The 14556-nt window shown below is 42.8% G+C and carries 11 protein-coding genes; 3 read left to right on the forward strand and 8 right to left on the reverse strand.

Going from position 1 to position 14556, the window contains the following annotated elements:
* The 5 genes from AOG27_RS09505 to AOG27_RS09525 form a co-directional block, all read right to left on the reverse strand.
* Positions 1-570 carry a Maf family protein gene (locus tag AOG27_RS09505; RefSeq protein WP_054552784.1) on the reverse strand — a complete coding sequence of 190 codons (570 nt, stop codon included), beginning with the start codon at positions 568-570 and terminating at the stop codon, positions 1-3.
* A complete protein-coding gene (gene mreD / locus AOG27_RS09510) occupies positions 570-1049 on the reverse strand; it encodes a rod shape-determining protein MreD (protein ID WP_054552785.1) in 480 nt (159 codons plus the stop codon). Before mreD ends, AOG27_RS09505 begins: the two co-directional genes overlap by 1 nt.
* Positions 1042-1884, reverse strand: coding sequence for a rod shape-determining protein MreC (mreC, locus tag AOG27_RS09515; RefSeq protein WP_054552786.1), 843 nt, complete (start codon positions 1882-1884; stop codon positions 1042-1044). Before mreC ends, mreD begins: the two co-directional genes overlap by 8 nt.
* Positions 1884-2927, reverse strand: coding sequence for a rod shape-determining protein (locus AOG27_RS09520; RefSeq protein WP_054552787.1), 1044 nt, complete (start codon positions 2925-2927; stop codon positions 1884-1886). Before AOG27_RS09520 ends, mreC begins: the two co-directional genes overlap by 1 nt.
* A 132-nt stretch (positions 2928-3059) precedes the next feature.
* A complete protein-coding gene (locus AOG27_RS09525; RefSeq protein ID WP_054552788.1) occupies positions 3060-5087 on the reverse strand; it encodes an SUMF1/EgtB/PvdO family nonheme iron enzyme in 2028 nt (675 codons plus the stop codon).
* A gap of 271 nt (positions 5088-5358) precedes the next feature.
* On the opposite strand from AOG27_RS09525, the gene AOG27_RS09530 reads away from it, so the two are divergent.
* On the forward strand, positions 5359-6225 hold the full coding sequence (locus AOG27_RS09530; RefSeq protein ID WP_419177730.1) for a 1-aminocyclopropane-1-carboxylate deaminase/D-cysteine desulfhydrase: 867 nt from the start codon (positions 5359-5361) through the stop codon (positions 6223-6225).
* Here the strand turns inward: AOG27_RS09530 and AOG27_RS09535 are convergent.
* The 3 genes from AOG27_RS09535 to AOG27_RS09545 form a co-directional block, all read right to left on the reverse strand.
* The gene (locus AOG27_RS09535; RefSeq protein ID WP_161804348.1) at positions 6222-7874 is read right to left on the reverse strand and encodes an EAL domain-containing protein; all 1653 of its coding nucleotides are present in this window, start codon (positions 7872-7874) and stop codon (positions 6222-6224) included. The two genes, AOG27_RS09530 and AOG27_RS09535, sit on opposite strands and share 4 nt — an antisense overlap.
* 326 nt (positions 7875-8200) lie before the next feature.
* The gene (ssb, locus tag AOG27_RS09540; RefSeq protein WP_054552791.1) at positions 8201-8893 is read right to left on the reverse strand and encodes a single-stranded DNA-binding protein; all 693 of its coding nucleotides are present in this window, start codon (positions 8891-8893) and stop codon (positions 8201-8203) included.
* A gap of 20 nt (positions 8894-8913) precedes the next feature.
* Positions 8914-10281 carry an MFS transporter gene (locus AOG27_RS09545; protein ID WP_054552792.1) on the reverse strand — a complete coding sequence of 456 codons (1368 nt, stop codon included), beginning with the start codon at positions 10279-10281 and terminating at the stop codon, positions 8914-8916.
* A gap of 162 nt (positions 10282-10443) precedes the next feature.
* Between AOG27_RS09545 and uvrA the strand changes: the two genes are divergently transcribed.
* Together uvrA and AOG27_RS09555 are read left to right on the forward strand one after the other, a co-directional pair.
* Complete coding sequence (gene uvrA, locus AOG27_RS09550; RefSeq protein ID WP_054552793.1) at positions 10444-13263, forward strand: excinuclease ABC subunit UvrA; 2820 nt, start codon at positions 10444-10446, stop codon at positions 13261-13263.
* A 12-nt stretch (positions 13264-13275) separates the two neighbouring features.
* The gene (locus AOG27_RS09555) at positions 13276-14331 is read left to right on the forward strand and encodes a hypothetical protein (RefSeq protein WP_054552794.1); all 1056 of its coding nucleotides are present in this window, start codon (positions 13276-13278) and stop codon (positions 14329-14331) included.
* The last annotated feature ends 225 nt before the right edge of the window (positions 14332-14556 follow it).

Here is a 14556-nt window from a genome sequence, read left to right on the forward strand (position 1 = left end):
TTACCCTCTTAAAAATTCGTTTAATAACTGCTCTGTCTCATATAAAGGTAAGCCGACAACCGCAAAATAGCTACCCGAAAGGTGACTCACAAAGCGACCACCCAAGCCTTGAATACCATAACCACCGGCTTTATCTTGCGGCTCACCACTATGCCAGTAGGCATCAATTTCAGCATCGCAGAGTGGTTTAAATGTAACATCGGTGACAACAAGGCAGCTTTTTACTTGCTCACTATCAGCAATTGCCACAGCCGTCATCACTTGATGAGTACGGCCAGATAAGCGCTTCATGGTGGCGGTAAAATCAGCTTGATCTAGCGGCTTACCAAGTGCGGTATCATCAATGACAACCACGGTATCGCTGCCAAGTACTGGGCGGTCGGTGTAACCCATAGCAACGCCCGATTGTGCTTTGAGTTTGGCTAGGCGCTCTACATAGTCACGCGGGGCTTCGTTTGGGAATTGGCTTTCATCAGCATCAACGCTAAATTGAGAAAACTCAACGCCAAGTTGGCTGAGCAACTCTTTTCGGCGCGGTGATGCAGACGCCAAATAAATTGCGGTTTGCATTATCTAATCCTGAAATGACGGCGATATTTACGCAAAATTAAGAATATCCACCACCAACAAAGCATGCCGGTTAGCACTGGCCACATATAATGCGGGCTAAAATAAACGCCCATTAAAAAGTGGTTAAGCCAAAATTGCATGAGGTGGTAAAGCGTTAAAAACAAAGCAATTAAAATGCTTTGCTGCCATAAAGAAAAGTTTCTAATTTTTTGGAAGTTACTCGCAGTGATAAATATACACACCGAATAAGTCAGTGAGTTCACACCGAGTGGCGAACCTGATGCAAGGTCCATTAATAAACCAACGACCCAGGCTGTGCCAATATTTAGACGGTGCGGCACCGCTAACGACCAATACATTAATACCATTAACACCCAGTCTGGGCGGTATGGCTCAAACGAAATTGGTAACGGCATTAGTGCCATTACCAATGCAAAAAAGATACTGATAGCAATCAGCAAAGAGTGACGACTATTCATTGCTGATGCTCTCCTGCTGATTACGCCACAGCACAACCAATAAGCGAATACGGTCAAGTTGCGCAATTGGCTCAGCATAAACTTGCGCAAAAGGACGCCCTTCATCGCGGTTAATTTCGGTCACCACGGCAACCGGATAACCCTCTGGGAAGGTACCACCAAGACCAGACGTAACCAAAATATCGCCAATGCGAACATCAAGGCTATGCGGTACATGCGAAAGCTTTACCACGTTAATTTTACCAATGCCCTCAACCACGGTACGCACATCGTTACGTAAAATACGCACAGGTGTGGCATGAGTTGTATCTGTCATCAGCAGTACGCGCGAAGTAGTTGACCCCACTTGAGTGATTTGCCCCACTACACCCATTTCGTCAATCACAGCTTGGCCTTCGCTTAGGCCATCGGTTGTACCTCGGTTAATAACCACTTGGTGGCTATACGGATTTGAGTGAACAGAGAGGACTTGTGCAATAATTTTACGATTTGATTGTTTAGCCGATGAACCGAGTAAAGCACGTAATTTATCGTTTTCACGAGATAGAAATTGCAGTTGTTGTAGTTGTTCGCTTTGTAGTAACTGCTTCTTTTTTAATGCTTCGTTTTCGGTTAAAAGCTGTTCGCGGGTATGCAGATTCTTCGCGCCAATACTAAATAGCTCATAGGGCAAGTTGGCAAGGTAAATGAGTGGGCTAACTAGAGTGTTTAGGCTGGTGCGGATTGTTGTACCACCTTGCGTGTAGCGATCGCCCACGATCAGCACGACACTCAAAAGCACTGCGACAAAAAGCCGCAGTTGCAAAGAGATGGTACGACCAAAAAGTAACTTCATTAGTCGTAGCTAAATACGTCACCACCGTGCATATCAATCATTTCTAGTGCCTTACCGCCGCCACGTGCAACACAGGTTAATGGATCATCAGCAACCACAACTGGGATACCAGTTTCTTCCATTAATAAACGGTCTAGATCCTTTAATAATGCACCACCACCGGTTAATACCATACCGTGAGCAGAGATATCAGATGCAAGCTCTGGTGGAGATTGCTCAAGAGCAACCATTACCGCGCTTACAATACCCATTAATGGCTCTTGCAGTGCTTCTAAGATTTCGTGTGAGTTAAGGGTGAATGAGCGCGGCACACCTTCCGCTAGGTTGCGACCACGTACTTCAATTTCAATTGGCTCATCTGTTTTGAAAGCCGAACCGATTTGGTGTTTGATGTTTTCGGCAGTTGCTTCACCAATTAAGCTACCAAAGTTACGACGTACATAGTTAATGATAGCTTCATCAAACTTGTCACCACCGATGCGTACAGATGAAGAGTAAACCACACCATTTAAAGAAATAATGGCAACTTCAGTTGTACCACCACCGATATCAACAACCATTGAACCGGTTGCTTCAGACACTGGTAGGCCAGCACCGATAGCCGCAGCCATTGGCTCTTCGATTAGATAAACTTCACGAGCACCGGCACCCATAGCCGACTCACGAATCGCACGTTTTTCTACTTGTGTTGCACCACAAGGCACACAGATAAGAACACGCGGGCTTGGGCGCATAAAGTTGTTGTTATGCACTTGCTTGATAAAGTGTTGTAGCATTTTTTCGGTCACGTAGAAGTCAGCAATGACACCGTCTTTCATTGGACGAATTGCTTTAATGTTACCCGGTGTACGACCTAACATTTGCTTAGCTTCGGTACCTACAGATGCTACGCTCTTAGGGCCACCAGCACGCTCTTGACGAATAGCAACAACTGAAGGCTCGTTTAATACAATACCTTCTTCTTTTACGTAAATTAGGGTATTGGCTGTACCCAAGTCGATCGATAGATCGTTTGAAAAAATACCACGGAGTTTTTTAAACATGAGGCTGGATGACCTTTGAAAATTCGTTCTTATACTAGCTGCTCTCACTCTATCATGCTAATCATGAAAAAGCGCAACTGCTTTAATTAAATTGCTAAAAAAGGAAGCATCCATTGCTTCCTTTTTAAATTCTTATCGTTCGCGTACTAAACGGAAACCGATATAGTTTGCACGAAAATCTGGCGCTAAGATTAAGCGCGTTGAAACGCGTGCTAGGCTTGGAGCAAAATTCCATGCACCGCCTCGAACAGCCACATCAGACTGCCCTGACTTTTTGTTTGTCCATTCCCACACATTACCTACTGTATCGTATAGGCCGAATGCGTTAGGAGAAAACGACCCTGTTGGTGCTGCGCTCCTGTTTGACCATTCGCTTCCACACCAGCCACAGTTCGCTAAATTTTTACCAATTTCGTTACCCCAAGGGTATTCAGTTTCTTTACCTGCACGTGCAGCGTATTCCCACTCAACCTCGTTTGGTAAACGAAATAACTGGCCTGTTTGACCCGATAACCAATCTGCATACGCTTTGGCATCGTTGTAAGTTAAACAAACCGCCGGGAAATCGCTTTCTTGATCAAAACCCGGATTGCGCCAGTTTAGAGTAGCTTCCCAAACTGGTTCACCATTTAAGTAATATGCACAGCCGCGATCTTTTTCTGCTTCTGTTTTATAGCCGGTATTCGCAACGAATTGCTCATACTCACCAACGCTTACTTCTTTGCTTTGCATTGCAAATGAATTAGCAATAGTTTTTTCTACCACTGGACGCTCATTCGCTAACCCATTGCCGTTAATGTCACCCATCTTAAATTTACCAGCGGGAATAACTACAATGCTGGCAGAACTGGTTTTATTAACAATACTTGCAACAGGTGCTGTTACAGGTTGCTCTGGTGCTGCAGTCACTTCAGCAACAACTGGCTCAGGCACTTTAACTAGGTTTGCATTAATGGTTTGTGCTTTACGCAGATCAATTCGCGCTTTGTAGCTTTTGTAGCCACGTTTGCGAATTTCAATATTGTGAAAGCCCTTTGGTAATGACGTTGTTAACCTAGTTGCACCATAGCTCACGCCATCAATAAACACTTCATCATCATAAACATTTGAACGCAGTGTTAATTCAACCATTTTAGATTTATTTTGATCAGGTAATGGTTCAACCTTAATTGGCTTTTTTACAGAATAATCGCTTACAGGTTGCTCATTAAAACGTGATACAGAGACCACTTGATTATTATCCTGAGAGTTACTGAATGTTAACTGACTATCTGAATACGTTGCGTCGTAATTTGCTTGATAATTACCGGCCAAAGGCGTGCCATAATCTGCACAAAAACGATTGTCTAAATTAAGTAGGCTACATAAACGACTGCTGTTTACATCACCGCGCATGGTCACGCTTAAATTAACGTTGTAGTTACCTTGACCACTAAAAGCACTGTTCACGACATGGCTACTTAAAATCTTAACCTGTGCACCGGCAAGGTTACGTTTCGGTTCAACTAAACGCTCTTCTGTTAAGTTAGCAAAAATCTGGTCTACAAAACGTTTAGTGGCTTTTTGTAAACCCATTTGTTGGCCGCGCTGCTCACAGGCAGCAAGCGTTTCGGTACGCTTACAGTTAATCGTATGATTAACTTCTAGCGTGCCTTCACGTGTAAACTCGTTACGTAAACGCTCAACACGTGCTGTTGCTAACTGCTCTTTTAAACTTTCTAAGGTGTTTAACTGGGTGTGCTTTGATACACGAATTTGCTCAATGTCTTTTCTATGTGAAGCAATTGCCGCCAATTGCATCGAAATATCATCTTTGTTTTGTTTGTGATCAACCACAGCTTTTTGATAGCGCGACTGCGCATTGCTGATATCAAGAGTTGGGTCATCAATAAGTCGGCGGTACATCTCGTTCATTGCATCTAGCGCTTGGTTTTTTTCTTTATCTAGCTCAGTTGAGCGGGCGCGCAATAATTCGAGTTGTTTTTGTAACTGACTTTCTTCTTTTAGGTGTTTTTCGAGGATTAGGGTCGAGTTATCGTATTCGGCTTGTTTTTTACTGATCTCTGATTCAATGCCAGTTACCGTAGCTGTATCTTGTGCAAATGCACTTGTCGCTAGCAAACTAACTGAAATTAACAGAGATAAAGGAGCAATTCGCATATATTCCATTCCCAAAAAGCGGCAATTATTTGGTCATTATTATTTTTTATAATTAAACTCTTATGCTATGTACTTGCAAGGCAAAACACAAGCTTTGTTCAATTATTATCTCAGTTTACCTCTATTACCTTAGTTGATGCCAGTAAATAACAAAATCATTTTGGTTTAATTGACTAATTTCTATCTCTAAGACGACTTTGCTACAATTGGGCGTGTTTATTTACTAAAAAATGATACCGTGAATAGTTCTTTTGAATCACCAGTACAAACAATTCATCACCCCTTATTAGCGGCACGTAAAGTTCAGCTCAGCATCAAGCGTGATGATCTTATTCACCCGCAAATTAGTGGCAACAAATGGCGTAAGCTAAAATTTAACTTGCAAGCCATGCAGCAACAGAAGAAATCTGAACTACTCACTTTTGGTGGTGCATTTTCAAACCATATTCATGCCACAGCAACTGCGGGTAAACTATTTGGTTTTAAAACACACGGCATTATTCGCGGCCCTGAACTAGACGAAGCAAATCCAACACTTAACTACGCAAAGCAATGCGGTATGAGCTTACACCCAGTAAATCGAATTACTTACCGGTTAAGGCACGACCACACTTACTTAGCACAGTTACAAGCACAGTTTCCGAATGCCTACATATTGCCAGAAGGCGGCACCAACGCAGCTGCGCTTTTAGGTTGCAAAGAGTTAGCACTGAGCCTACCAAGTTCTGATGTGATTGTTTGCCCTACTGGCAGTGGCGGTACATTGGCGGGGTTAATTGAAGGCGCACCGCAGCACACAAAGCTGTTAGGTGTCGCAGTACTGAAACAAGCGCACTACTTAATTGATGAGATAAAGCAGCTAAGTAATAAAGCAAATCAGCAACAAAACTGGCAGCTGCTTTGCGACTTTCATGATGGTGGCTACGGAAAGTTTAGCGATAACTTGTGGCAATTTTGCCAAACTTTTAGCAAGCAACACACTATTCCGCTTGAGCCAATTTACAGCGGTAAAATGCTCTTTGCTGTATGGCAACTTATAGAGCAAGGCTACTTTGCTAAAGGTTCGCACATCATTGCAGTCCATACAGGTGGGCTACAAGGGTTAAATGGCCTCAAGTACCGAGGACTCATTGACTAACTATAGGGCGTAATATCCGCCAGCTTTTGTAATGGCTCGGCAAAGTAAAAGCCTTGCGCGGCAATAACACCTAAGTTTTTTAAGGTCGCAAGTTCGTTCTGTGTTTCTACTCCAACTGCATAGACAGGAAAGTTTAGCTCTGCCCCTTTAGTAATTATTTGCTTAACAATTCTTTGTTGCTGAGCACTTGTGTCTATATTATGAATTAGCTCTAAAGCTAGCTTAATACTACAAATGTTATTAATGCCTTTGTAGGTCGCTAGGTGCTCACTGCTGCGTACATTATCAATAACTATACCTGCCGAGAGTTTTTCTAAACACTCGAACTGTGTACTAAGCTTTTTATGCTGTTTTAAATAATCATCTTCGCTGAGTTCAAATTGCAACCTGTCGATACACTTAAAGTCATCTGTCTGCTGATTTAACCAATCCCAAAACTCATCATTGAACCAGTTCATCGCATGCAAGTTAATACTTACCTTTAAGCTACCAGACTCATTCAACAACATCTTTTTTACTTGTAAAATTACGGTTTTATCTAACAGTAAAACATCTTTTTTACTACTCATGTGTGGAATAAAGTGCCTAGCAGCAAGCAAACCTAAGCTTTTGTGTCGAATACGGATCAATGCCTCATGCTGCAAAATATCGCCCGTTTGCAAGTCAAATAACGGCTGAAAAAACAACATAAAGTGTTTTTTCTTTATATACTCAAAAAGATGTTCTTTGCTATCAGCCAGCATGTTTGACTGCGTGTGACCAAAAGGTAAGCGATGAATATGCTGCCAAGCGCTTTGTTTCGCCAGTGCTAATGCCGATTTAGTAAGCTGATAAACCACTGCCTGATCAGCCCCTGTGCGGTAATTACACACACCAATTTTTATATCAGCGCGAGACAAATCACTACGGTAATTTAGACAAGCTTGATAGATAACTTGATGTAGTCGCTTTGTGTATTTATCAATTTCAGTGGCAGGTACATTATTTAAGGTGACAGCGATACCGCCAGAAGGCAGTAATTTAACAGAGCGATTTACAAGCTCACCAAAGCCTTTGGCAATCACTAATTTAAAGTAGTTATCGATATCAAGGTTAGCAGGAAACGGGCTTTTCCAAAAAAATAGTGCAAACAAATGATTATAATTAGTTGGCACACCATATAAGATATTCAAATCTTGGTGCGCTAATGGTTTTGGAGATGTTAACTGCTTTGGCGGTGCCTCAACCACTTGCTGCTCTTGGCTTTGTATTTGTGGCTGCTCTAAGGTTTCTAATTGCTTGAACATTTTTTTCCACCAACGGAAACCCCAATACCCAGTGCCAAGCAATATTAAATTTAAAAATATAAATAAGTGACTTTCAACTAACCATGAAGGCCAATGAAATAAGCGTAAATTAACAGTCTTATAGCTAAAAACCTCCTGCTCAAGATCGATGAAATTCGCAAAGTTTTGCGGAACGTCGCTAGCATTCATTGCAAAGCCTTGGCTTTTAACTAATGTGGCAATGATATCTTGCGACACAACCGGATCAAGGTTCAGCTCATACACCTGTTTGGCTAGTTCAGTGCCTGTTCGGTGCACTTTGTCGTGTAACACATCACTTAAAAAAATATTAAAAACAACTAACAGCAAAAATGCGGCCGCCACGTAGATGGCCTCCGGTTGCTTTATTCGTGAAGTTAAGTCTCGTTTCATTTCACAGGTTAGTTGCTTAAACATACACAAAGTGTTGTTCAAGAACCCTATAAATACAAGGCTGTGGGGCGATTTAAAGCAATATCAGAAATATCCTATAACCAGCGCTGTCAAAAGTTTTGTAATTTTAAACACCTAGCAAAAAGAGTTAATGAGAATTATTTTGTAATCAACACAACCCAAACAAAAGTAGTGATTACGAAGTATTGCGTAAATAAAAAACCCAGCAACTAAGCTGGGTTTTAAAAATTAACTCTACAATCTAATCATATTGTGAATTAGAACGGGATATCGTCATCAAAGTCGATTGGTGGTTCCATTGGATTTGATGCGCCGCCTTGTGGGGCATTTTGAGGCTTAGGAGCAAAACCACCTTGTTGAGGTGCATTGTTTTGCTGCTGACCATAACCGCCACCATATTGGTTATTGCTCTGCTGCGGCGCAGACTGCTGTTGTGGACGCTGTTGCTGCTGTGCTGGCGCAGACTGTTGCTGTGGAGCATAGCTGTTATTGCTTTGTGATTGCTGTGCACCACCGCCGTAACCGCCACCTTGTTGCTGACCACCTTGGTAACCGCCTTGTGATTGACCACCTTGATAGCCACCGCCACCACCTTGCTGCTCACCACGACCGCCTAACATTTGCATTTGACCGCCCATGTCTACCACGATTTCTGTAGTGTATTTTTCTTGGCCTGATTGATCAGTCCATTTACGCGTTTGTAAACGACCTTCAATGTACACTTGTGAACCTTTACGAAGGTATTCACCAGCAACTTCTGCTAGTTTGCCAAATAACACGACACGGTGCCATTCAGTACGCTCTTGCATTTGCCCTGTGTTTTTATCTTTCCAGCTATCTGTCGTAGCAATGCTGATATTCGCTACGCCATTGCCATTAGGCATATAACGTACTTCTGGATCTTGGCCTAAATTACCAACCAAGATAACTTTGTTCACACCGCGTGCCATGGAACTTCTCCTATAAAACGTTAGATTAAACCAGCCACTTTGCGTGCTTGGTCTAGGTCAAATTCTTTATCATTAATCTTTAAATAGCTGCGATTTTCATCACAGACAACCGTTGCTTCAATTACGCCCGGTAAAGCAACAAGACGAGAAGCAAGCGCTTGTGCCTGCTGCTCTGAACTTAATTCAGTCATTAAGCTAATTATTTTACTTCTTGGTGGGACTTGCATATTCCAAGCAAGGATAAGCCATATTACCCCAACAAGTGCCGCCGCCGCAAACACTGCTTGCGCACTTAATGCTTGAGCAACGTAACCCCCTAATAAACCACCTAAAAAGGCACCAAAAAACTGCGTAGATGAAAATACCCCCATCGCAGAACCTTTCTGGTTTGCTGGGGCAATACGCGAAACAAGTGCAGGCATGGTTGCTTCTAAAAAATTAAAAGCAATAAAGTAAACCAACATACAAATACCGATGCCAATCACCGAATCAACCCATAACGACATCGCGAGCATACTTAAAACAAGCAGTGCGATTGAGCCAATAAAGGCTTGTTTTTCTTTTTCTTTACGGATCGCCACAATCATCATTGGTGCCATCAAGAAAAACGCTAAAAACAGCACAGGGATATATAAATACCAATGATGGTCTGCGACTAAGCCGTCTTTTATCAGTTGGCCTGGTAAGGCTACAAATACGGTAGTTAATGTAAGATGAAGCAGCATTACGCCAAAATCGAGGCGTGCTAATTGTGGGTGTTTAATCAGTTGCTTAATATCATCAAGCGTAGCAAGTGTGTCACCTTTTGGCGCCTTATTGACAGCATTAGGCACCAAAAACAACACAATTAAAATACCTAAAATGGCCAGTCCTGCGGTAAGCCAAAATACCCCAGCAACTCCCCACGATGCAGCAACAATAGGCCCTAGTAGCATAGCAACGGCAAAGCTCATACCAATACACATACCAATCACGGCCATAACTTTCGGACGTTGTTCATCACGGCTTAAATCAGAAGCAAGCGCCAATAAGGCACTGGCAATCGCCCCCATGCCTTGAAGTGCACGCCCAAGCGTAACCATTTGCACAGACTCAGCGGTTGCCGCAATTACAGAGCCAAGTGCAAACACACAAAGGCCACCAATAATCACTTTTTTACGACCAATTTTATCAGACAACCAACCCATAGGGATTTGCAGCACGGCTTGCGTTAAACCATAAGCACCAATAGCAAAGCCAATCCAAAGCGGCGAAAACCCTTCTAATTGCTGCCCATAGATAGCCAATACTGGCATCAGCATAAATAGGCCAAGCATACGGAATGCAAAGACGCTCGCCAACGAAACGGCTGCGCGTTTTTCTCGAGAGTTGAGTGAAGATGCTGTCATGAATTACTGATCTTGCTGTCTATTAAAATTTGAGCGTGGATTCTACCACAAGCGAAAACTAAATAATCACCTGTAAGTGATGATTTTTTCTTTGATCAAGGATTAATCTTATCGCGTATTATGAGATACTGAAAAAATAATTAGGTAATAAAACGAGATAGCATGGAAAACATTGAAGTCCGAGGCGCCCGTACGCACAATTTAAAAGACATCAGCCTAACCATTCCCCGTGATAAGCTGATAGTTATCACTGGCCTATCTGGTTCAGGGAAATCGTCTTTAGCGTTTGATACTTTGTATGCAGAAGGGCAACGTCGTTATGTTGAGTCACTGTCAGCGTATGCACGACAGTTCTTATCACTAATGGAAAAACCCGATGTTGATCACATCGAAGGCTTATCGCCGGCTATCTCTATCGAACAGAAATCAACGTCGCATAACCCGCGTTCAACGGTCGGTACGATTACCGAGATTTACGATTACCTACGTTTATTATTTGCCCGTGTAGGTGAGCCTCGCTGCCCTACTCACGATTTACCGCTTGCAGCACAAACGATCAGCCAAATGGTCGATACGGTTTTAGCGCTTCCTGAAGGAAGTAAGCTAATGCTATTAGCGCCAGTAGTAAAAGATCGTAAAGGTGAGCACGTTAAGCTGCTTGAGCAACTCGCAAGTCAAGGCTTCATTCGCGCCCGTATCGATGGCGAAGTCTGTGACTTATCAGATCCACCGACCCTTGAGCTTCATAAAAAGCATACTATCGAGGTCGTGGTTGACCGTTTTAAAGTTAAAGATGGCCAACAACAGCGTTTAGCTGAATCATTCGAAACAGCCCTTGAGCTATCAGGTGGTATTGCCCATGTAGCGGCAATGGACGATTCACTCAGTGAAGACATGCTGTTTTCTGCTAATTTTGCCTGCCCAACGTGTGGCTACGCTATGAGTGAACTTGAGCCGCGTTTATTCTCGTTTAATAACCCGGCAGGTGCGTGTCAAAGCTGTGATGGTTTAGGTGTGCGTCAGTATTTTGATCCAAACCGTGTTGTACAAAATCCAGAGCTAAGTTTATCGGGCGGTGCAATTAAAGGCTGGGACAAACGCAGCTTTTATTACTTTCAAATGCTGCAAGCTGTCGCAGAGCATTATAAGTTTGACCTAGAAGTGCCTTTCCAAGAGCTTAGTAAAGAGGCCAAAAAGGTAATTCTTGAAGGTTCTGGCAAAACTAAAATTGCCTTTAACTATCGTAACGACCGTGGCGACTTAATTACGCGTAACCATGAGTTTGAAGGCGTTTTAAATAATATGAATCGCCGCTACCGTGAAACCGAGTCAAACTCAGTGCGCGAAGAGCTTGCTAAATACCAAACAAGCCAAGCGTGTCCGAGCTGTCATGGCTCGCGACTACGTGAAGAAGCTCGCCATGTATTTATAGGTCAAACAAACTTGCCAGCTATCACCACAATGAGTATTGGTGAAAGCATGGCATTTTTTGATGGCTTGAATTTAACTGGTCAGCGCGCGCAAATTGCCGAAAAAATTCTCAAAGAAATTCGCGACCGTTTATCTTTCTTAATCAATGTCGGCCTTAATTATTTATCACTTGAGCGAAGTGCCGATACCCTTTCTGGTGGTGAGGCTCAGCGTATTCGTTTGGCAAGCCAAATTGGTGCAGGCCTTGTTGGTGTTATGTACGTACTGGATGAACCATCAATTGGTTTGCACCAACGCGATAACGACCGCCTACTAAAAACCCTTATTCACTTACGCGATTTAGGCAACACCGTTATTGTGGTTGAACATGACGAAGATGCCATTCGCGCTGCGGATCATATTATCGATATCGGCCCGGGTGCCGGTGTTCATGGCGGCCATGTTATTGCACAAGGTACCCATGACGATATTCTAGCTAGCAAAGATTCAATCACGGGTCAGTACCTCTCTGGCGAAAAGAAAATCGAAGTACCGGCGGCTCGCCATCAAACTACCGACAAATGGCTTGAGTTATTTGGTGCCACAGGTAACAACTTAAAGAACGTTGATTTACGTATTCCATTTGGCTTAATGACCTGTATCACAGGTGTATCAGGCTCAGGTAAATCGACACTTATCAACGACACTTTATTTAAACTGGCTCATACCGAGTTAAATGGCGCAACGACCGCAGAGGCGGCACCGTATAAGTCAATCAAGGGTCTAGAGCATTTTGATAAAGTGATTGATATTGACCAAAGCCCAATTGGCCGTACTCCGCGCTCAAACCCAGCAACTTACACCGGTATTTTCACCGGTATTCGAGAGCTATTTGCGGGTACTCAAGAAGCCCGTTCACGTGGCTATAAAGTGGGCCGTTTTAGCTTTAACGTTAAAGGTGGCCGTTGTGAGGCTTGCCAAGGCGATGGTGTGATCAAGGTAGAAATGCACTTTTTACCTGATGTGTATGTACCTTGTGATGTATGTAAAGGTCAGCGCTACAACCGTGAAACCCTCGAAGTACAGTACAAAGGTAAAAACATTCACCAAGTACTCGAAATGACCGTAGAAGATGCCCGTGACTATTTTGATAAAATTCCGGCTATTGCACGTAAACTGCAAACCCTAATGGATGTAGGCTTGTCGTATATTCGCTTAGGTCAAGCTGCTACTACCCTCTCAGGTGGTGAAGCACAGCGTGTAAAACTAGCTCGCGAACTTTCAAAACGCGATACAGGTAAAACCTTATATATCCTTGATGAACCAACTACGGGTTTACACTTTGCTGATATTCAGCAATTATTAGTCGTGCTTCACCGCTTACGCGATCACGGTAATACCATTGTTGTTATCGAGCATAACCTTGATGTGATCAAAACCGCAGACTGGATTGTCGATTTAGGCCCTGAAGGCGGCTCAGGCGGTGGTGAAATTTTAATTTCTGGTACACCTGAAGACGTTGCCGATTGTGAGCGTTCACACACAGGAAGGTACTTAAAACCATTACTATAAAAAGGATATTGCGTGCGTAGGTATTTAAAAATTGCAAAATGGCGCGCTAATAAACAGTTTCAACAACAGCAACGTAGCTGGCAGCCTCATAAAACGAGGCTGGTTGAACAGTTAAAAGCCATTTGGTTTAACTTAAGTACCGCGCAAAAGCTCTATCTTTTAGCATTAAGCAGCCTGATTGTTCTGCAATCGGGCTGGTTAAGTGCCACCATCACCATTATTGCGCTTGTTATTGAGTTTTGGCCCAAGTTTAACCAACTTTGGCACTCGCTTGCCGGCAAAGCACTGATTTTAATCTTCTATGCCAGTATCGCTAATTTTGTGTTGGCTGGTGCAAGCGGCATAGTTAATGATGTAACTCATGTCTCAGCTAGTCACTTTAACTACACACATAACTTTGCCACCCTGTTATATTTACCACCTTGGGCAATGGGAATAACCCTAGGTACTTTATTGTTATTTCAACTTTTTTTACCTTTTTATATTTTTGTTTTATTGCTGATAAAGCCATTTGGCTCTGAGCGAGTTAAGTTTATTAGTCAAAGCTACTCACCATTATTAACCGCCATTGTACGCTTTGTTTTAGCGTCGGTAGTCTTTATTAACTTAATTTCATTTCTTGATGATAAGCCACCTGAAGAAGTGCTCGACAATATGGTCAGCACCTTTGTGGATAGTAAAGTCATTGCCAAGGAATCAGGTGAAGAACAGCAAAAAGCAGTCGAAGAACTTGGTAAAAAGCTCGAGCAACAACTTCCTGAAAATACACAAAGCTCAGCCCCAAGCCAAGACGTAGATGTAGAAGTTGACGGCGAAACCGCCGAAAACCTTCGTCAGTTTCTAGATACCAAAGGTTACTTTGAACGTAGCAAACGTTTAATTGCCATGTTTGCTTACAGCTTTGAAGCCGATAGTTATTCACGCTGTTTAAAAGCAGAAAACAGTAAATCCGTTGAGCTGAATGATTATGAGATTGTGCAAGTAACCCCTGATCACCATGCTGAGTATGGCTATCGATTTGAAGTCATTGCGTGCGACTCGCCAGGCGTTACCCCAGTAGAAAAATAGCGCAGCAATCTATACTACTCACTTGGCTTACTGCGTTTTTCTCTTATGAAGTGAAATATCGAAAGCCCAATAAAGCCAAAGCAAACTAAGGCGATTACTAAATTAGGTATAAAAATAAGTAACATAGCGGCATCATAGCCGATCTTTGCGAATGCAGCACAAAGGCTACCAATGATAAGCTCAGTTAAGATTATACCAATTCGCTTAATTAAGTGATCTATTTTG

It is taken from the genome of Pseudoalteromonas lipolytica, assembly GCF_001306915.1.
Classification (GTDB): Bacteria; Pseudomonadota; Gammaproteobacteria; order Enterobacterales; family Alteromonadaceae; genus Pseudoalteromonas; species Pseudoalteromonas simplex.

Bases quoted from the DNA above. Each gene is read 5' to 3' on its own strand.
- AOG27_RS09505 (WP_054552784.1), bottom strand. From the start codon at position 570: ATGCAAACCGCAATTTATTTGGCGTCTGCATCACCGCGCCGAAAAGAG.
- mreD (WP_054552785.1), bottom strand. From the start codon at position 1,049: ATGAATAGTCGTCACTCTTTGCTGATTGCTATCAGTATCTTTTTTGCA.
- mreC (WP_054552786.1), bottom strand. From the start codon at position 1,884: ATGAAGTTACTTTTTGGTCGTACCATCTCTTTGCAACTGCGGCTTTTT.
- AOG27_RS09520 (WP_054552787.1), bottom strand. From the start codon at position 2,927: ATGTTTAAAAAACTCCGTGGTATTTTTTCAAACGATCTATCGATCGAC.
- AOG27_RS09525 (WP_054552788.1), bottom strand. From the start codon at position 5,087: ATGCGAATTGCTCCTTTATCTCTGTTAATTTCAGTTAGTTTGCTAGCG.
- ssb (WP_054552791.1), bottom strand. From the start codon at position 8,893: ATGGCACGCGGTGTGAACAAAGTTATCTTGGTTGGTAATTTAGGCCAA.
- AOG27_RS09545 (WP_054552792.1), bottom strand. From the start codon at position 10,281: ATGACAGCATCTTCACTCAACTCTCGAGAAAAACGCGCAGCCGTTTCG.
- uvrA (WP_054552793.1), top strand. From the start codon at position 10,444: ATGGAAAACATTGAAGTCCGAGGCGCCCGTACGCACAATTTAAAAGAC.